An 18,495-nucleotide genomic window follows, 5' to 3' on the forward strand; every position below is an offset into this window, starting at 1 on the left:
CACTCCGTGGGAAACACATGGGGCACGGCGGCAACGAAGTCGCGGCCGCGCGCCAGAATTTGAAAAAAATTGTTATACGGCATTGCGAAAATCAGACGTGCCATGCACGCTTGCGCAGGCGGGACGCCATGGGGTCGCATCACCGCGTGTTTCAGGCATCATTGTAGTGTCTGGTGGCAGGCGTTGCCCGAAGACCCTTCTTCGCTGTCGGACCGGCGGCGAAGACAGGCGCCGGATTTCATCCCGGATTTCACCCGAATTTCACCGTTTCGTGCTGTTTCGCGCAGTTTTTCGAGTAGTCCGCTGTACCGTACGACCGCCGTCACGTCGGCTCGATAGTTTGGCTGGATCAACCGTACCCGCTGGTTCACTCGCTTCACTCAAGGGGATTTGAAAATGAATGCAAAAATCATGACTCGCATGGCTGTCTTCGCAGTTGCTGGCTCCCTGCTGGCAGGCTGTGCCACCCAACAGGGCACGAATACGGCAGTCGGCACCGGCGTCGGCGCCGGCACGGGCGCCGCGCTCGGCGCGATCTTCGGCGGCGGCAAGGGTGCGGCGATCGGCGCGGCCGCCGGCGCGGCGGTCGGCGGCATCACCGGCTACAACTGGGAAGCGATCCGCAACCGCATGTCGGGCGCCACCAAGGGCACCGGCACGCAGATCACCGAGCAGCCGGACGGCTCGCTCAAGCTGAACATCCCGAGCTCGGTCACGTTCGACACGAGCAGCTACGCGATCAAGCCGTCGTTTGCACCGGTGCTCGACCAGCTCACGCAGACGATGCAGCAGAACCCGGAAATCATCGCCCAGGTGGTCGGCCATACCGACAGCACCGGCTCGGCGCAATATAACCAGACGCTGTCGGTCAACCGTGCGCAAAGCGTGACGGGCTACCTGGCGCAACGCGGCATCGCGCCGCAGCGCCTCTCCGCAAGCGGCATGGGCGCGAGCCAGCCGATCGCCGACAACAACACGGAAGCGGGCCGCGCCGCGAACCGCCGCGTGGAAATCTATCTGCGCGCGACGGCTCAGCACGCTCCGCAATAAGGACGCGCTTCAGGAGAATGAGCGAGCCAGGGGCCGGGCGTTGCCGCCCGCCCCGGTTCGGGCGCCATCGGGAAGACCGGCATGGAGGTACGGCGATTTTGATCCGTTCCGAAGACGATTTCGGCTCGGGTTCGCATCAATTGCCGGCATCCAAGGAATTTGAAAGATGGTTAAAAAAATTTCGAACTCTGCCGAAAAACCGTGGTCTCTCTTTACGGTACGTGGCTGGCGAAGCCGCCGCGGCACCATTCTCCTCTTGTCGTTGTTGCTCCGGGGTTAATCACCCCGGTTTTTTTTGGGCGCGCGGTTTTGATGTGGTCAGCCGTGCTTCCGCCCCTGCCTTGCCCCTGATCCCCCGCTCGTCCAATGCCCTCGCCGTCCCCGTGACAGCGGCTCTGCCGGCCGGTCCCGCCCGTGCCGCGTGACGCGCCCGCCCTGCTAGAATTGCCGTTTCGTCCCACCGCAGGCACCCAAGATCCTTATGTCAGCCCCCGCCACCGATCTCACCGCAGGCGCGCCGTCCGGCCATCGCCAGATTCTCGTCACGTCGGCCCTTCCGTATGCGAACGGGCAGATTCATATCGGCCACCTGGTCGAATATATCCAGACGGACATCTGGGTCCGGACGCTGCGAATGCACGGCCACGAGGTCTACTACGTGGGCGCCGACGACACGCACGGCACGCCGGTCATGCTGCGCGCGGAAAAGGAAGGGCTGACGCCTAAACAGTTGATCGACCGCGTCTGGCAGGAACACAAGCGCGACTTCGACAGCTTCGGCATTTCGTTCGACAACTACTACTCGACCGATTCCGAAGAGAACCGCGTGCTCAGCGAGAACGTCTACCTCGCGCTCAAGGAAGCGGGTCTGATCGAGGCGCGCGAGATCGAACAGGCATATGACCCGGTCAAGGAAATGTTCCTGCCGGACCGCTTCATCAAGGGCGAATGCCCGAAATGCGGCGCGAAAGACCAGTACGGCGACAGCTGCGAAGTCTGCGGCTCGACCTACCAGCCCACCGAGCTCGTCAATCCGTACTCGGTCGTCTCGGGCGCGACGCCGGTGCGCAAGACCTCGACGCACTACTTCTTCCGCCTGTCCGATCCGCGCTGCGAAAACTTCCTGCGCGCATGGGTCGGTGGTTTGGCCCAGCCGGAAGCGACCAACAAGATGCGCGAATGGCTCGGCGACGCCGGCGAAGCCAAGCTCGCCGACTGGGACATCTCGCGCGACGCGCCGTACTTCGGCTTCGAGATTCCCGGCGCGCCCGGCAAGTACTTCTACGTATGGCTCGACGCGCCGGTCGGCTACTACGCGAGCTTCAAAAACCTCGCCGAAAAGCGCGGCCTCGACTTCGACGCGTGGGTGCGCAAGGGTTCGAAGGCCGAGCAGTACCACTTCATCGGCAAGGACATCCTCTATTTCCACACGCTGTTCTGGCCGGCCATGCTCGAATTCTCTGGCCATCGCACGCCGACCAACGTGTTCGCGCACGGCTTCCTGACCGTCGACGGCGCGAAGATGTCGAAGTCGCGCGGCACCTTCATCACGGCGCAGAGCGTGATCGACACGGGGCTGAACCCCGAATGGCTGCGCTACTACTTCGCCGCCAAGCTCAACAGCACGATGGAAGACCTCGACCTGAACCTCGACGACTTCCAGGCGCGCGTGAACAGCGATCTGGTCGGCAAGTACGTGAACATCGCGAGCCGCGCGGCCGGCTTCCTCATCAAGCGCTTCGACGGCCGCGTGCAGGACAGCGCGATGCATCATCCGCTGCTCGCCACGCTGCGCGAGGCGATTCCGCAGATCGCCGCAAACTACGAAGCGCGCGAGTACAACCGCGCGCTGCGTCAAACGATGGAGCTGGCCGACACGGTCAACGCCTACGTCGACACCGCGAAGCCGTGGGATCAGGCGAAAGACCCGGCGAACGCGGTCGCGCTGCACGAGACCTGCAGCGTCAGCATCGAGGCGTTCCGTCTGCTGTCGCTGGCGCTGAAGCCGGTGCTGCCGAAGCTCGCCGAAGCGGTCGAGGCGTTCCTCGGCATCGAGCCGCTCAAGTGGGCCGACGCCGGCGTGCCGCTCAGCTCGGCGCAGCCGATCAACGCCTACAAGCATCTGATGACGCGCGTCGATCCGAAGCAGATCGAAGCACTGCTCGCGGCCAACCGCGAGTCGCTGCAAGCCACGCCGGAAGCGGCCTCGGCCGACGCGAAGGGCACCTCGAAGAAAACCGCGAAGGCTCCTGCCGCAAAGGAAGAAGAGCCCGGCATCATCTCGATCGACGACTTCGCGAAGGTCGATCTGCGCATCGCGAAAATCGTCGACTGCAAGGCCGTGGAAGGCTCGGACAAGCTGCTGCAACTGACGCTCGACGTCGGCGAAGAGAAGACCCGCAACGTGTTCTCGGGCATCAAGTCGGCGTATCAGCCGGAGCAGCTGATCGGCAAGCTGACCGTGATGGTCGCCAATCTCGCGCCGCGCAAGATGAAGTTCGGCCTGTCCGAAGGCATGGTGCTCGCGGCATCGGCAACGGACGAGAAGGCCGAGCCGGGGCTCTACGTACTCGAACCGCATAGCGGCGCGAAGCCGGGCATGCGCGTGAAGTAAGGCGCGGCGCCGTTCGGGCGCTGTGCGGCAATCGTGGGAAAACGGCACGCCTGAAGCGTGCCGTTTTCTTTTGCGGCGGCACGATAACGCGATGACACGACGGCGCGGCGGCAGCGACAGCACGGGCGTTTGCGCTGACTGTTTGCAGCCAATCTCCGCGCTTAAGCCAGCGGAAACAGCCGTGCCGAACAGCAAACGCAACCGTGTGTAGTCGTAGCGCCCTGCAACGGCGTCACGTCACCCGCCCGCCCCACCGCCACCCTCACCACTTGATCCGGTCGAACCGCCGCGTATACAGCACGTCGGCCCCATAGAACGTGCCGCCGTACACCACGAACGACCAGTAGCGCGACAGGTTGATGGTCGCCTTGACCGCGTTGCTCGCCGACTGCAACCCCTGCTCGTAGCCGATCACGAGCCACTCGTTGATCGCCTTCGACACCATCACGACCTGCGGATCGGTCAGGCCGACGTCGCTGCGGCCGATCGAAAATTCGTCGAGCCCGACCGTCTGCGCAATCCGCTTGCCGGTCGCGCTGCCGAGCAGCGCAAGCGCCGTCGTCATCGTGCTCTGCTGGCCGAGGTTGTTGCCCTGGTCGGTGCCGTGGCCGAACAGCAGCCACGAGAGCTTTTCGTTATCGGGCACGCTCGGCTCCGACACGAGCCGCGCGACCGGCAATTGCAGCGTGCCCGTCACCTGTACGCCGGCCTCGACCTGCTGGTTGCGGCGCATCGCGAGAATGTTGATGCCCGGATTCGTGACCGGACCGTTGAACGTGAAGAAGCCGTTCTCGATCGCGAGCTTGCGGCCGAACGCGGTATAGGTCGAACCCGGTGTCACGCGCACGTTGCCGACCGCGCGCAGCGGCATGTTCGGCGCACTCGTCGCGGTGATCGTGCCGGCGAGGCCGAGATCGGCGCCCTGGCCGCGGAAGCGGAAGTTGTTGCCGAGACCGATCTGGATATTGGCGCGCGGCGAGAACGGGCTGACCCGCTGCTCGCCGCCTTCGCTCGGACGCGGCTGGCCGCCCGAGCGCGTGCCGTCCGGGCGGATGATCACGACGTCGTCGCCAAGGCTCGGCGCGGCCTGCTCGGGCATATCGAACAGCGCGCTGTCGACGACGAACTTGCCGTCGATAGCGAGCCCGCGCTCGGTCCCGCCGTTCGCGATGGCCGCGCTGCCCGACAACGACAGATGACGATCGGGCGACGCGAACACATCGAGCTTGTCGGCGACGATGCTCGCGGTCAGATCGGGCTCGGCGCCGTCGAGGCGAATGCGGCCGGTCGCGCGCAACGTGCCGCTCGAGCCATGAAACTCGACCTGCTGGAAATCCACCATGTTCTGCGACAGCGCGATGCGCACCACGCCGTCCTTCAGTTGCACACCCTGGCTGACCACGGTCGCGGACAATCCGTCGCCGACGAGCGAGCCCGTCACGCTCGGCTTCGCGACCGCGCCGCCGAGCGCGAGCTTGAGCGCGAGGTGCCCGTCGAGCAGATAGCTCGGACCGAGCAGGCCGCCCGTGGTGCGCAGCGACGGCACGTCGACATTGACGTTGCCCGACAACGCGCCCTGCGGATCGACACTCAACAGGCCATCGCGCATCACGAGCAGCGTGTGCGCATCGGCATCGATCACGCCGACCCGGCTCGCTTGCGCATGCACGGTCGCGTTGAGGCGATTGCCGCCCGTGAATTCGGCGCGCGCGCGAACCTCGCCAATCCCCATCGAGGCCAGCCCGCGGCCGATTTCGACCGTCACGTCGCCGCTGCGCCGCCGCAGTTCGATATGGCCGCTCGCCGTCGTGCCGAGCGAGAAGTCCCAGTCGCCGTCGAACACGAGATCGGTTCTGACGGCCGGCGGCTCGCCGGTGATTTCGCGGCGCAGGTCCTGCAGACGGGCGAGCGACACGCCGGTCAGATTGCCCGCCGACTGGATGCGGCCGTGATCGAAGGCGAACGATTTGAGGCTCAGCACCGCGCCTTCGATCGTCAGATGCGTGGCGCCGAGCGTGAGCCGGCCCGGCCCCGCGCCGACCGCGAGCGGCGCATCGAGATTGAGCGACGGCATGCCGCGATTCTGCAAACGCGTGACCGTGCCGTCCCAGCGCGTGCCGTCGCGGGTATCGGTCAGCTTGCCGTTGGCAGCAAGCGTCAGATCGAGCGGATGGTCCTGCATCTTGCCGATGGCCGCAGCCTCCAACGTGTGATTGGCGCGCGTGCCCGAGAGACGCGCCGTCAACGTGTTCAGATCGACGCCGCCTGCGCTCACGTTGCGCGCGTCGGTCGTGAACGCGAGCGCGCCGTTCGCGCCGTCGCGCAATTCGGCATGGCCTTCCGCATGACCGACCCGGTTGCTCGCGAACACGAAGCCGTCGGCCTTGTAGTTCAGCGTGACGTTCGGATGCGCGAGCGAGCCGGTCACGTCGCCGTCGGCGGCGACCGCGCCCGCGATGCCGAAACCGAGCCGTTCGAGCTGCGGCGCGTCGAGGCGAAAACGCAGCCGGTCGCCCGGCGCGCCGAAGCTGCCTTGCAGATCGACCTGGTTGCCCGCCACCGATAGCGTCGCGCGGCTCGGCAGAATCCGCGTACCGGCCAGCTGGATCGTGCCGCTGCCCGTGAGCGGCAAGTCGTCGTAGACGCTCGGCCCGAGCTTGAATTCGGCGCGCGTCGTGAAGACCGGCGCGAGCACGCCGGTTGCGCTGAGCGTGCCGTTCACGCGCGCCTCGATCCGGCGCGCGGGCGCTGCCGTACGTGGCGCGGGGGTTGCACGATGCGCGGGCGGCGTCTTGCGCTCCAGCACCTCGCTGCGCACCGCCGCCTGGGCGGTGTTCTTCGCCACGGCGGCGGCCTGATCGCCTTGGGCCGCGCTTTTCGCGCCGGCGGTTCGGGTGGTCCCCGCAGCCGGCGCGGCCGCCGACGCCACTGATGAAGCGGCCGGCGGCGTGACCGGCGTACGCGACGGCATCTGCGAAGTCAACGACAGCGGGTCGAAGTCGGTCAGTTGCGCTTTCAGGTTGTAGGTGGAATTCGCGTCGTGCTTGAGCGCGCCGGACAGATCGATACGGCCGCGGCCCGACGTCACGCGCACGTCGTTGAAGCTGATCCGCGCCGGGTCGAACGTGACCTTGCCCTGGGCGCGCAGCGCAGCGGCCGGGTCGGCGAGATCGAGCGTGAGGCTCTGGATATCGTCGTTCAGGCGGATGCCGATCGTGCCGCCCAGTTGCGTGGGCCGCACCGTCGCCTGCAATGCGTTCAGATCGAGCCGCGCGACGCGCAGGTCGATCTGGCCGTGCCGGTCGCTCAGCGTGCCGCCGCCCGTGACCGTCGCGTCGCGCACGAGCCGCACGTTCAGGTTCGAGATGCTTTGCGTCCGGGCGTCGAGCCGCACGTCGGTGTTCGCGTCGATGAGCGGCAGCAGGTTCTGGTCGATCGCGCCGGGTTTCGCGTTGACGATCGACAGGTGACCCGCGACGGCAAAGCCCGCGGTCGCGCCACTCGCCGCGTTCGCAGCCCCTGCTCCTGTAGAAGCAGCCGCGGTAGTAGCAGCCCCGCTGGCACCCGCCGGCACCCTGGCCTCGCCGCCCTGCCCCACCGGCTGCAACTCCGCGCGCACGGCCAGATCGGCCAGCGGCGCGCCAGGCGCAAAAGCTTGCGGATTCACGTGATCGAAGCTCAGCGTCGCGCGCTGCAGCGGCACCGCGTCGAACGGCGCGGCCTCGACCCGCGCGTGACCGGTCAACTTCATGCCGCTCGCATCGAGTTCGGCGACGAGCTGTTCGAGCGTGCCGCTCAGATGCCCGCCGACCTGCACCGCCTCGTCGCGGACCTTGCCCGAATAGCCGACCTCGCCGGTCAGCGGAAACGGCTGCACGCCGTCCAGTTTCGCCGACGCCGTCAGCGCGCCGAACGGCGTATCGAGCCGATCGATCGAGGCCTCGTGGTGGCGTCCATCGCTGCGCCCATGAAACGCGAAGTGCGACAACTCCGTCGTCGAAGTGCCCTGGTGCAGCAGTAAACGCTCGACCTGCACGTCGCGGATTTCGAGCGGCATCGGCAGGCGCAGATCGCGCGGCAGCTTCATCGGCTCGCTGCTGCTCGACGACGAGGCGCCCAGCCACGTCTCGATCGTGCCGACGTGCAGATAGTCGATCGTGAAGCGCCACGGCGTGCGCGCCAGCGCCCAGCGGCCCGCGACGCGGTCGATCCGGATGTCGGTGCCGCTGCCGTCGAGGCTGCGCCAGTGAACGTCGCGCAGTTGCACGCCGCTTGCGAGCGTACCGCCGTCGAGCGTGCCGCCGAGCTGGCCGCCCAATAGCCTGAGCGCCGCGTGCCATGCGTACGCGGTGCCGCGTTCGGTCGTAAGCGCGCCGTACAGCAGGCCGGCCGCGAGCGCGACGAGCAGCACCAGCACGGCCACCGTGCCCGCGACCGTTCTGAGCAGCAGCCGGCCCCAGCGCCGCTTCGACGGCGGCGTTTCGGGCGGCTGCCCCGGCGGCTCCGCTGGCGGCGTGGCGCCGGGCGGCTGTGCGGGGGTCGGGTCGGTGACGTCCGTGGTCATGCGTGAATAAGTTGGCGGATGGGATGGCGGGTTGGCATCGGCGCGTCAGAAGGCGATGCCGAGCGTCAGGTAAGGCCGCACGCTTCTGTTGCGGATGCCGTACGCGAGATCGACGTTGACCGGACCGACCGGGCTGCGCCAGCGCGCGCCGACGCCGACACCCGGATAGAAGACTTTCTCGCCCCAGGTGTCGGTGGCGGTGCCGATGTCGAAGAATGCGGCCGCGCCCCAGTCGTGCGAGAACCAGTGCTGATATTCGGCCGCGCCCGTCACGAGATATTTGGTCGGCAGGATCGAGCCGGCGACGTCGTTGCCGATGCTCTGGAAGCCGTAGCCGCGCACCGAGTTCGAGCCGCCTGCGCGGAACAGCAGCGATGCCGGAATGCCGCTCGAACTGCCGCTCGTGAACACGCCGCCGAGTTCGGCGCGAATCAGCACGATGTCGTCATGGCCGATCGGCAGATACTGCTGGCCGCGCGCGTAGCCGCGAATGAAGGTCTGGTCGGCCAGCAGGCCCTTGACCGCGAAGCCCGCCTCGGCGTGGATCAGGTTGCCGCTGCGCGGGAACAGCGGGTCGTCGGTATTGCGCCGGGTCCACGACCACGCCGGCACGAGCGCGTGCGCGGTGGTCGGCGGCGCCGCGTTCTGGTCGAGCCGGTCGTCGTAGAACAGCAGCGAGTAGCTGTAGTCGAGGAATTGCGAGGTGCGCGAGCGCTGCACGCCGCCGCGAATGCTGTAGATGCGCGTGTCGGAGACGTCGGTGGTCGTGTACGAGGCGAGCACGCTATTGGTCCACGCGCGCGGGCCCGGCGGCATCGACAGTTGAATCTGGCCGTACTGCTGGGTCTGGTCGGCGCGCCCCTCGACCGTGAACGGCCACGCCTTGCCGAACGTGTTCAGATAGGTGTACGCACCCTGCACGAGCGGACCGTTGTCGGTCGAATAGCCGACGCCGCCGCGAAAGCTGTGATACGGAAACTCCGACACTTTCACGTGCACCGGCGTGTTGAGCGGCTTGGCCGGGTCGTTGTCGAGATCGATCGCGACGCTCGCGAAGTACGGCGTGTTCTGCAATTGCCGCTGCAGTTCGGCGACGCTGCGCGTGTCGTAGACCTGGCCCGGCGAAATCGGATTGACGTTGTGGACGATGCGCTCGGGATAGCGCCGCGTGCCCTGCACGTCAATCGCGCCCATCGTGAAGGTCGGGCCGCTGTCGTAAGTTACCGACAGCTTCGCCGTGTGCGTGCGCGGATCGACGAGCGCCTCGGAGTGGTAGATCTTCGCGGCAAGATAGCGGCGCGATTGCAACTCGCGCAGCGAGGCGTTCTTCGCGTCGTCCCAGTCGCTCTGCGAAAACGGCTGGCCTTCGTGCAGCGAGAACGCGAAGCGGGTGGCGTTTTCCTGCGCCGTGTCCTCGGTCACGACCGCGCCGCGAAACGACAGGTCGACCGAGCTGACGAGGGTCTGCGGGCCCGCCTCGACCCGCACGGTGACGTGCCGCACGTCGTCGACGGTGCGCACGTCGGTGCTGACGACCGGCGAGAAGTAGCCCTGGGTCGCGGCGAGATCGCGCACCTGCTGCGGCGTGGCGGTAATCAGAAACGAGAACTGGTCTTCGCTGATGTCGGGCCGCTTCGCGAAACGGGCGATGTCGAGGTGCTGTTCGAGCAGCCGGCGCAGCGCGCGCGGCTCGGCGACGACGTCGACCTTGTAGCTCGGCTTCGCGCGCGCCGCGTGGGCCTCGCCGGCCACGAGCGTCAGCAGGACGAGACTCAACGCGAGCCACGCGCGCAGCCAGCACCGCACGGGCGGCGAACGGTGCCGCGCGGCGTGCCGCTGCCGTTCTCGCCCGCGCCGCCCACGCGGCTTGTCGATCGTACCTACCGCCAAACAGGACCTCCGGCCAGAATTGATCAGTGCTTGCTCCCGGCGCGCCCGGGCCTGCTATTTGACCACATCGGCGCGGGGGGCGAGATCCCAAAAAGAGGGGGCGGCGTTTTTCGACCGCGCGCGGCGCATGCGGTAAAATTCCGCCACGATGGCGCCGCGTCGCCGGCACTGCCGGACGCGCGCCCTTTCACCCATCACGGACGTCGAGCCATGTATCAATCGGACATCACCCAGTTCCTGAACCAGCTCAAGCAGCAGAAACCCAATCTGGAAGCCGAGCAACGCCGCGGCCGAGCGCTGCTGTGGGACAAACAGCCGGTCGATCTCGACGAACGCGCCGAGCAGCAAGCCTCGCGCGTCGCGCAGACACCCTACCAGTACTACCAGAACTTCTGAGCGCCCCAGTCACGCCGACGATGAGTCACGCCGACGAGGCCCACGGCCCGCTGCATGGGCCGCTGCACGGTCCGCCGGCCGATGCCGCGCTCGCCGCTCCCGCCACCGACTCGACACCCGACACGGTCGACGGCGTCGCGTTCGCGCGTCTGTACGGCGAGCCGCTGTTCAAGCTGCCGAACGACCTGTACATCCCGCCGGACGCGCTCGAAGTGTTCCTCGAGACCTTCGAGGGACCGCTGGATCTGTTGCTGTACCTGATCCGCAAGCAGAACTTCAACGTGCTCGACATCCCGATGGCGGATGTCACCACGCAATATCTCGGCTACGTCGAGCAGTTGCGCAAGACCAATCTCGAACTCGCGTCCGAGTATCTGCTGATGGCCGCGATGCTGATCGAGATCAAATCGCGCATGCTGCTGCCGGTCAAGAAGGCCGACACCGGCGAGGACGCCGAGGACCCGCGCGCCGAACTCGTGCGCCGCCTGCTCGAATACGAGCAGATGAAGCTCGCCGCGCAGCGCATCGACCAGTTGCCGCAGCTCGGGCGCGACTTCCTGCGCGCCGAGGTCTATATCGAGCAGAGCATCACGCCGCGCTTCCCGGACGTGAGCAGCGACGATCTGCGCGCCGCGTGGGCCGACGTCATCAAGCGCGCGAAGCTCGTCCAGCATCACAAGATTTCGCGCGAAGAGCTGTCGGTGCGCGAGCACATGAGCCTGATCCTGCGGCAGTTGCAGAACACGCGCTTCATCGAGTTCTCCGACCTGTTCGATACGAGCCGGGGTGTGCCGGTCGTGGTGGTGAACTTCATCGCCGTGCTCGAACTGTGCCGCGAATCGCTCGTCGAGATTACGCAGGCGGAGCCGTTCGCGCCGATTTACGTGCGGCTCGCTTATCTGCCGGCCTGATTGTGAACCGGCCGATCGCGGCGGCCCGATCGGTCCTGCTGTTTTTCGGTGGGGCCGGCGCAACGGCGGCTCCTAGCTCCCCCGGCCGCGCGACGGAACCGGCACCGCGCCGGGCCGCCGGCCCACGGGAAAACCGCTAGAACCCCGCCAACGCAAGGCCTGGCGGGCGCCACGGGCGAACCCGCCGCGCCCCGCGCCGGACACACGCCGCCATTCGGTGCGCCCGGTCCGCAAATCCACTACAATCCGCGCTCCGAACCCGTCATCGCCGGTAAGGCGGCGGCCTGCGCGATTCCCCGAGGTCTTGCGCCAACCGGGGCGCGCGCGGCGCGCGAACCCATTCCTGTCCGATCATGAAAGTCATCAGCTCGATCCATGAATTGCGCGACCAGTTGCGCGGCCAGAATCGCACGGCCTTTGTGCCGACCATGGGCAATCTGCACGAGGGCCATCTGTCGCTGATGCGCCTCGCGCGCCAGCACGGCGACCCGGTCGTGGCGAGCATCTTCGTCAACCGGCTGCAGTTCGGCCCGAACGAGGACTTCGACAAATATCCGCGCACGCTCGAAGCCGACATCGAGAAGCTGCAGAAGGAAGGCGTCTATGTGCTGTTCGCGCCGGCCGAAAAGGACCTGTATCCGGAGCCGCAAGAGTATCGCGTGCATCCGCCGCACGATCTCGGCGACATTCTCGAGGGCGAATTCCGCCCCGGCTTCTTCCACGGCGTATGCACGGTCGTGATGAAGCTGATGTCGTGCGTGCAGCCGCGCGTCGCGGTGTTCGGCAAGAAGGATTACCAGCAGCTGATGATCGTGCGCCAGATGTGCCACCAGTTCGCGCTGCCGACCGAAATCGTCGCCGCCGAAACCGTGCGCGACACCGACGGCCTCGCGCTAAGCTCGCGCAACCGCTATCTGTCGGACGCCGAGCGCGCCGAGGCACCGGTGCTGGCCGCCGAGCTGAATCGCATCCGCGACGCGGTGCTCGCGGGCGAGCGCGACTTCGCGAAGCTCGAACAGGCGGCGGCGGCAGCCCTCGCCGCGCGCGGCTGGAAGCCCGACTACATCGCGATCCGCAAGCGCTCGAACCTGATCGCGCCCGGCACACAGGACGCCAACGCGCCGCTCGTCGTGCTGGCGGCCGCCAAGCTCGGCGCGACCCGGCTCATCGACAACCTCGAAATCTGACGCCGCCAGCCGCCGGCGCTACGATCGAACCGGTCGCGACGGCACCGGGTTTCATCGAAACTACCCCGCACAGTCACACAGGATTGGTCATGCAACGCAACATGCTGAAGTCGAAAATCCACCGCGCCGTGGTCACGCACTGCGAGTTGCACTACGAAGGCTCGTGCGCGATCGACGAAGACCTGCTCGAAGCGGCGAACATCGTCGAAAACGAGCGCATCGACATCTGGAACATCAACAATGGCGAGCGTTTCTCGACCTACGCGATCAAGGGCGAGCGCGGCAGCGGCATGATTTCGCTGAACGGTTCGGCCGCGCGTCGCGCGCAGCTCGGCGATCTGGTCATCATCGCGGCGTTCGCGGTGGTCGACGAAGCCGAACTGAAAGCGGGCTGGAAGCCGGACCTCGTGTTCGTCGACGAAAACAACCGGATCAAGGGCAGCCGCGATCACGTGCCGACGCAGAACTGGACCTGAGCGCGGCCCGGCCTGCCACCTGACCGACGGCGGGCCGCCCCGCCGCGGTGCTTCGCTTCAGTCCTCTGCTTCAGTCCTTCGCTTCAGTCCTTCTTCCCCGTGCCGTTCGTCCACTCGACGATCGGCCGCCACTGCTCCAGATCCTTCTCCACGCGGCTTTTCGCGACGTCCCACAGCGTCAGGCCGTGTGCCGCGAGTTGCACGTAGTTCTGCGTGTCGCGCAGAAAGCCGAGCACCGGCAGCTTGAGCCCTTCGACGAAGCGATGCAGTTGCTCGGCCGAGCGCGTGCGCGAATCGACGCGCATGCCGACCACGCCGACCTCGATCGCGCCCTTCCTGACCGCCTTTTCCTTCGCGAGACGTTCGAGAAAATCCTGGGTCGCGAGAATGTCGAACATCGACGGCTGCAGCGGCACGATCACCTTGTCGGCCAGATCGAGCGCGATGTTCAGGCGGTTGCCGTGCAGGCCGGCCGGCGTGTCGATGACCGCGTGATCGAGCCCCTTGGGCGGCCTGGCCGGCGTCTCGGTGTTGACTTCCCACGTCTCGATGGCCGGCAGCGTCTCGGGCCGCAGCGCGAGCCACGCATGCGCGGACTGCTGCTTGTCGAGGTCGGCCAGTGCGACCCATTCGCCCTGCGCGGCGAAATAGCCGGCCAGATTGGTCGATAGCGTGCTTTTGCCCACGCCGCCCTTCGGATTCGCCACCACGATCACCGACATGAATTCTCCTGGAAAGAAGGCTGGACTCCGCCAGCCGGTTTGCCGCGCCATTGCGCCTGATCGGTTCAGACCAGCGCCCGCGGGTTCCGATCCGTGCCTGATCGGTCGTTTCTCAGGTTCGCCCGCCCGTCAGCCGTTGATAATATCGACAAATGCAGCGCGGCCGAAGCCCCAAAACGGCGAATCGGCTGCCTGAACCCGCCGTTTTATCGACAAGGACCCGAATCTCATGAGCACACTGCGCCCGGAATATACCGTCGAACGCCTGCACGAGCGCCAGCGAGGCAAGCTGCCGGACCTGCTCGGCCTGCGCGCGCTGTCCGTCGAACAGGGCATGCTGGTCGCGGAGCTGACCGTGCGCGAGGAACTGCTGGCGCCGAACGGCTTCCTGCACGCGGCCAGCGTGATCGGCCTCGCCGACACCGCCTGCGGCTACGCGTGCCTCGCGCACCTGCCGGAGAACGCGCGCAATTTCACGACGATCGAGCTGAAAAGCAACTTCCTCGGCACGGCGACGCAGGGCACGATCCGCGCGGTCGCGAAGGGCGTGCACCTCGGGCGCAGCACGCAGGTCTGGGACGCGACCGTCACCGGTCCGGACGGCAAGACGATCGCGCTGTTCCGCTGCACGCAGATGGTGCTGTACTGAGCGATGCCGTAAGCGATACGGCAAGCGGCGCGGGGCGCGCCCGATTCGCCCCGCGTCGAGGCAACGGGCGCGCGGCCGGGACGGCGCACGCTTTTTGCAGCTTGCGGGCGTGTTTCGGCGCTCCGGCCGTAGGCGCGGTGCAATCGCAGCACACGTTGCGACCTGCTCGGGCCAATGCCAGCCTTCACCCCACCGCCGCGAACAGCCTGCGCATATCGACGTGCGTGGCGAGCGTATCCGCGAGTCGCTCCAGCGACGCCTCGCGCAGCGCCGCGTAATCGACTTCCTCGGCGTCGCTCAGGCCCGCCCAGGCGAGCAGCGCCGCGCACGCGGCCGGCGTGTCGAACAGGCCATGCACGTAGGTCGCGAGAATCTGTCCGTCGACGGACAACGCGCCGTCGGGACGCGTGCCCTGCGCACCGGCGTTTTCCCGCGCGCCATCGAGCCGCAGCACCGGCGCATCGAGCGCCGGCCCGCGCGTCTCGCCCATATGAATCTCGTAACCCGCCACCTCGGGCGCACCGGGCAGCGCGAGCCGCCCGGTCACGTTCTTCAGCGTCTTCTCGCGCGTGAGCACCGTCGCATAGTCGAGCCAGCCGAGCCCCGCGGACGTGCCCGGCGCGCCCTCCACGCCATGCGGATCGGCAATCTCGCGGCCGAGCATCTGCATGCCGCCGCAAATGCCGATCACGCGTCCGCCGTAGCGCAGATGCTTCGCGAGCACCGCGTCCCAGCCCTGCGCGCGCAAAAACGCGAGATCGCCCGGCACGTTCTTCGAGCCCGGCAGGATGATCAGATCGGCGGGCGGCAGCGGCGTGCCGCCGCGCACGTACTGGAAATCGACCTGGCGGTGCACGCGCAGCGCGTCGAAATCGGTGTGATTGCTGATGTGCGGCAGCACCGGCACGACCACGCGCAGCAGGCGCGCCGCGTCGCCGCTGCCGGCCGCGCGCAGCTCGGGCGGCAGCATGTCCTCGGCGTCGAGCGTAAGGCCGTGCAGATACGGCACGACACCGAGCACCGGCTTGCCGGTCTTCGCTTCGAGCCAGTCGAGGCCGGGCTTGAGCAGGCTCACGTCGCCGCGAAAACGGTTGATGATGAAGCCGCGCACGCGCGCCTGCTCGCTTGCCGACAGGCACGCGAGCGTGCCGGTCAGATGCGCGAACACGCCGCCGCGATCGATGTCGGCGACGAGCACGACCGGGCAATCGACCGCTTCGGCGAAACCCATGTTGGCGATGTCGCGCTCGCGCAGATTGATCTCGGCCGGGCTGCCCGCACCCTCGACGAACACCGTGTCGTACGCCGCGCGCAGCCGCGCATACGACTCCAGCACGGCCTCGAACGCGACCGGCTTGTACTCGTGATACGCGCGCGCGTCGAGATTCATGCGCGCCTTGCCGTGGATGATGACCTGCGCGCCGCGATCGCTGGTCGGCTTGAGCAGCACCGGATTCAGATCGGTATGCGCGGCGATGCCGGCGGCGACCGCCTGCAGCGCCTGGGCGCGGCCGATCTCGCCGCCGTCGACGGTCACCGCGCTGTTCAGCGCCATGTTCTGCGGCTTGAACGGCGCGACCCGCGCGCCCGCGCGGCGCGCGAGACGGCACAGGCCGGCCACGAGCGTGCTCTTGCCCGCATCGGACGTGGTGCCCTGGATCATCAGCGTGCCGTGCGGCACGGGCAAGGCGTCGGTGGAAATCGGCGGGGTTCGGGTCACGGCAAGGGCGGTCGGATCGGAATGGGCGGTCAGGGCGATGCCGCGCGTGCTTCATGCACCTCGTGCAGCGGATGCATGAAGCACGCGCTTGGCACACTCGGTGCGCGCTGCCCGGCACAGGGCGCGCGGCGGCAAGACCGGCATTATCCCACCGCGCCGGCCGGCGGCGCACGCCGGTACAATCACGCGATGATTTCCCCCGACCTCACCTTCGTCCTCGGCGGCGCCCGCTCGGGCAAAAGCGCGCACGCCGAGCAGCTCGCGAGCGACAGCGCCCTGCCCGTCACCTACATCGCCACCGCCCGCGTCACCGGCGACGCCGAATTCGGCGCGCGCATCGCGCATCATCGCGCGCGGCGGCCCGCGCACTGGGGTCTCGTCGAGGCGGACCAGGACCTCGCCGGCGTCATCGCGCAACACGACGCGCCGGGTCAGTGCCTGCTGATCGACTGCCTGACGCTGTGGCTCGCGAACCTGCTCTGTCCTGCCGACACCGCCGACGCCGCCGACAACACCCGCGAAAACGCCCCGCCCATCGAGCCCTACCACGCGCGCGCCGCCGCGCTCGAAGCGGCGCTCGCCGCGGCGCGCGGCAAGATCATCGTGGTCAGCAACGAAATCGGCCTCGGCGTCGTGCCGCTCGGCGCGGCCACGCGTCTTTACGTCGACGAACTCGGACGGCTCAATCAACGCATCGCGGCACTAAGCCGCACCGCCACGCTGATGGTCGCGGGCCTGCCGCTCGCCCTGAAAACCGCGAGCCCCGCGTGATGCTGACTCTGCCGCTGATCGCGACGCTCGCCACCGCCGGCGTGGCCGTCGACCGCTGGTTCGGCGAGCCGCGCCGCGCGCATCCGCTGGTCGGCTTCGGCCACTGGGCCGCGCGCCTCGAAGCGCGTTGCAACCGCGGGCGGCGTCTGCGTCTGAAGGGGCTGCTCGCATGGGCGCTCGCGGTGCTGCCGCCAGTGCTGGTCGCGTGGTGGCTCGTCGCCGTGCTGCCGTTTTTCGCGGCCTGCGCGCTGCACGTCGCGCTGCTGTGGTTCGCACTCGGCGCGCGCAGCCTGCGCGACCACATCGCGCCGATCGCGCGGGCGCTCGGTGCCCGCGATCTCGCCAGCGCGCGCCTTCTGACCGCGCGCATCGTGTCGCGCGACACCACGCAATCCGACGAAGCCGCGCTCGCGCGCGCCGCCGTCGAGTCGGCGCTCGAAAACGGCAACGACGCGATCTTCGGCGCGCTGTTCTGGTTCGCGATCGCGGGCGGGCCGGGCGCGCTCGGCTTTCGCCTTGCCAATACGCTCGACGCGATGTGGGGCTATCGCACGCCGCGCTATCTGCGCTTCGGCTGGGCCGCGGCGCGCATCGACGACGTGCTGAACTGGATTCCCGCGCGCCTGACCGCCACGAGCTACGCGCTGCTCGGCGACACGCTGAGCGCATGGCGCTGCTGGCGCGAGCAGGCGCCGCGCTGGGATAGCCCGAACGCGGGCCCGGTGATGGCGTCCGGCGCGGGCAGCCTGAACGTGCTGATCGGCGGAGCGGCGGTGTATCACGGTGCGCTCGAACAGCGCCCGACGCTCGGCTTCGGGCATCCCGCCGAGGCGCGCCATGTGGGCGCCGCATTGATGCTGGTCGAGCGCACGGTGATCCTGTGGCTGGCCGTGCTGATCGTGCTGGCTTTGCTGAGCGTGCCGTTTCATGGTTAAGGCCATCGACCCGCGCGAGGATCGGCCCAGCGCCGAGCCGATGCCCGCCGGCCCGAGCATGCCCGCCGGCCCGATCGCGCACGGCGGCAACCTGCACGAAGCGGCCGCGCGCTACGGCCTGCCGTACGCGCAATGGCTCGATCTGTCGACAGGGATCAATCCGCACGGCTATCCGGTGCCGCCGGTTCCCGCCGACGCATGGCGCCGCCTGCCCGACGATGGCGACGGCTTCGCCGCGCGCGCCGCGCAATACTACGGTGCGCCCGATGCCGCGCACGTGCTGCCGGTCGCCGGCAGCCAGGCCGCGATTCGCGCGCTGCCCGCGCTGCTGCCGCGCGCGACGGTCGGCATCGCGCCGCTCACGTACGGCGAATACGCGCCGGCGTTCGCGCGCGCGGGGCACGACGTCGCCGCGCTCGACGTGCAGTGCGACACGCTGCCCGCCACGCTCACGCACGTCGCGATCGTGAATCCCGACAATCCGACCGCCACGCATCTCGGCGCCGACAAGCTGCTGCACTGGCACGCGCAACTGCGCGAGCGCGGCGGCACGCTGCTCGTCGACGAGGCGTTCGCCGATACGGTGCCTGCCGCGTCGCTCGCGGCGCGC

Annotated in this window: 14 protein-coding genes; 10 read left to right on the forward strand and 4 right to left on the reverse strand. The window is 67.9% G+C overall.

Going from position 1 to position 18,495, the window contains the following annotated elements; translation table 11 throughout:
• Window positions 1–396: 396 nt before the first annotated feature.
• Together G3N58_RS18285 and metG are read left to right on the forward strand one after the other, a co-directional pair.
• A complete protein-coding gene (locus G3N58_RS18285; RefSeq protein ID WP_167036613.1) occupies window positions 397–1,050 on the forward strand; it encodes an OmpA family protein in 654 nt (217 codons plus the stop codon).
• Between the two features lie 481 nt (window positions 1,051–1,531).
• Window positions 1,532–3,664, forward strand: a complete 2,133-nt coding sequence (metG, locus tag G3N58_RS18290; protein ID WP_167036610.1) for a methionine--tRNA ligase — start codon at window positions 1,532–1,534, stop codon at window positions 3,662–3,664.
• Between the two features lie 262 nt (window positions 3,665–3,926).
• Here the strand turns inward: metG and G3N58_RS18295 are convergent, their stop codons facing one another.
• On the reverse strand, window positions 3,927–8,228 hold the full coding sequence (locus G3N58_RS18295; protein ID WP_205999858.1) for a translocation/assembly module TamB domain-containing protein: 4,302 nt from the start codon (window positions 8,226–8,228) through the stop codon (window positions 3,927–3,929).
• 45 nt (window positions 8,229–8,273) lie between these two features.
• A complete protein-coding gene (locus G3N58_RS18300; RefSeq protein WP_205999859.1) occupies window positions 8,274–10,118 on the reverse strand; it encodes an autotransporter assembly complex family protein in 1,845 nt (614 codons plus the stop codon).
• A gap of 210 nt (window positions 10,119–10,328) precedes the next feature.
• On the opposite strand from G3N58_RS18300, the gene G3N58_RS18305 reads away from it, so the two are divergent.
• From G3N58_RS18305 to panD, 4 genes are all read left to right on the forward strand, one after another.
• Window positions 10,329–10,514 (forward strand): DUF3460 family protein, encoded by a 186-nt coding sequence (locus G3N58_RS18305; RefSeq protein ID WP_167036601.1) that lies wholly within the window; start codon window positions 10,329–10,331, stop codon window positions 10,512–10,514.
• Between the two features lie 20 nt (window positions 10,515–10,534).
• Window positions 10,535–11,425, forward strand: a complete 891-nt coding sequence (locus G3N58_RS18310; RefSeq protein ID WP_205999860.1) for a ScpA family protein — start codon at window positions 10,535–10,537, stop codon at window positions 11,423–11,425.
• 353 nt (window positions 11,426–11,778) lie between these two features.
• Window positions 11,779–12,612, forward strand: coding sequence for a pantoate--beta-alanine ligase (gene panC / locus G3N58_RS18315; protein WP_167036598.1), 834 nt, complete (start codon window positions 11,779–11,781; stop codon window positions 12,610–12,612).
• An 89-nt stretch (window positions 12,613–12,701) separates the two neighbouring features.
• On the forward strand, window positions 12,702–13,088 hold the full coding sequence (gene panD, locus G3N58_RS18320; RefSeq protein ID WP_167036596.1) for an aspartate 1-decarboxylase: 387 nt from the start codon (window positions 12,702–12,704) through the stop codon (window positions 13,086–13,088).
• Between the two features lie 83 nt (window positions 13,089–13,171).
• On the opposite strand, the gene G3N58_RS18325 is transcribed toward panD, so the two are convergent.
• Window positions 13,172–13,810, reverse strand: coding sequence for a ParA family protein (locus G3N58_RS18325; protein WP_167036593.1), 639 nt, complete (start codon window positions 13,808–13,810; stop codon window positions 13,172–13,174).
• A 229-nt stretch (window positions 13,811–14,039) separates the two neighbouring features.
• Between G3N58_RS18325 and G3N58_RS18330 the strand changes: the two genes are divergently transcribed.
• Window positions 14,040–14,459, forward strand: coding sequence for a PaaI family thioesterase (locus G3N58_RS18330; protein ID WP_167036590.1), 420 nt, complete (start codon window positions 14,040–14,042; stop codon window positions 14,457–14,459).
• 184 nt (window positions 14,460–14,643) lie between these two features.
• Here the strand turns inward: G3N58_RS18330 and G3N58_RS18335 are convergent, their stop codons facing one another.
• The gene (locus tag G3N58_RS18335) at window positions 14,644–16,122 is read right to left on the reverse strand and encodes a cobyric acid synthase (RefSeq protein ID WP_205999861.1); all 1,479 of its coding nucleotides are present in this window, start codon (window positions 16,120–16,122) and stop codon (window positions 14,644–14,646) included.
• Between the two features lie 246 nt (window positions 16,123–16,368).
• Between G3N58_RS18335 and cobU the strand changes: the two genes are divergently transcribed.
• The 3 genes from cobU to G3N58_RS18350 all read left to right on the forward strand — a co-directional run.
• A complete protein-coding gene (gene cobU, locus G3N58_RS18340; protein WP_205999862.1) occupies window positions 16,369–16,950 on the forward strand; it encodes a bifunctional adenosylcobinamide kinase/adenosylcobinamide-phosphate guanylyltransferase in 582 nt (193 codons plus the stop codon).
• Complete coding sequence (cbiB, locus tag G3N58_RS18345) at window positions 16,950–17,885, forward strand: adenosylcobinamide-phosphate synthase CbiB (RefSeq protein WP_205999863.1); 936 nt, start codon at window positions 16,950–16,952, stop codon at window positions 17,883–17,885. Before cobU ends, cbiB begins: the two co-directional genes overlap by 1 nt.
• Window positions 17,886–17,925: 40 nt before the next feature.
• Window positions 17,926–18,495, forward strand: a 570-nt coding sequence (locus G3N58_RS18350; protein WP_205999864.1) for an aminotransferase class I/II-fold pyridoxal phosphate-dependent enzyme, incomplete at its 3' end; no start/stop codon positions are given.

Origin of the sequence: Paraburkholderia sp. Ac-20342, assembly GCF_017104985.1 — a bacterium.
In the GTDB taxonomy this organism is placed as follows: Bacteria; Pseudomonadota; Gammaproteobacteria; order Burkholderiales; family Burkholderiaceae; genus Paraburkholderia.

Coding starts and splice junctions, on each gene's coding strand:
- G3N58_RS18285 (WP_167036613.1), top strand. CDS start 397: ATGAATGCAAAAATCATGACTCGCATGGCTGTCTTCGCAGTTGCTGGC.
- metG (WP_167036610.1), top strand. CDS start 1,532: ATGTCAGCCCCCGCCACCGATCTCACCGCAGGCGCGCCGTCCGGCCAT.
- G3N58_RS18295 (WP_205999858.1), bottom strand. CDS start 8,228: ATGACCACGGACGTCACCGACCCGACCCCCGCACAGCCGCCCGGCGCC.
- G3N58_RS18305 (WP_167036601.1), top strand. CDS start 10,329: ATGTATCAATCGGACATCACCCAGTTCCTGAACCAGCTCAAGCAGCAG.
- G3N58_RS18310 (WP_205999860.1), top strand. CDS start 10,535: ATGAGTCACGCCGACGAGGCCCACGGCCCGCTGCATGGGCCGCTGCAC.
- panC (WP_167036598.1), top strand. CDS start 11,779: ATGAAAGTCATCAGCTCGATCCATGAATTGCGCGACCAGTTGCGCGGC.
- panD (WP_167036596.1), top strand. CDS start 12,702: ATGCAACGCAACATGCTGAAGTCGAAAATCCACCGCGCCGTGGTCACG.
- G3N58_RS18325 (WP_167036593.1), bottom strand. CDS start 13,810: ATGTCGGTGATCGTGGTGGCGAATCCGAAGGGCGGCGTGGGCAAAAGC.
- G3N58_RS18330 (WP_167036590.1), top strand. CDS start 14,040: ATGAGCACACTGCGCCCGGAATATACCGTCGAACGCCTGCACGAGCGC.
- G3N58_RS18335 (WP_205999861.1), bottom strand. CDS start 16,122: ATGATCCAGGGCACCACGTCCGATGCGGGCAAGAGCACGCTCGTGGCC.
- cobU (WP_205999862.1), top strand. CDS start 16,369: ATGATTTCCCCCGACCTCACCTTCGTCCTCGGCGGCGCCCGCTCGGGC.
- cbiB (WP_205999863.1), top strand. CDS start 16,950: ATGCTGACTCTGCCGCTGATCGCGACGCTCGCCACCGCCGGCGTGGCC.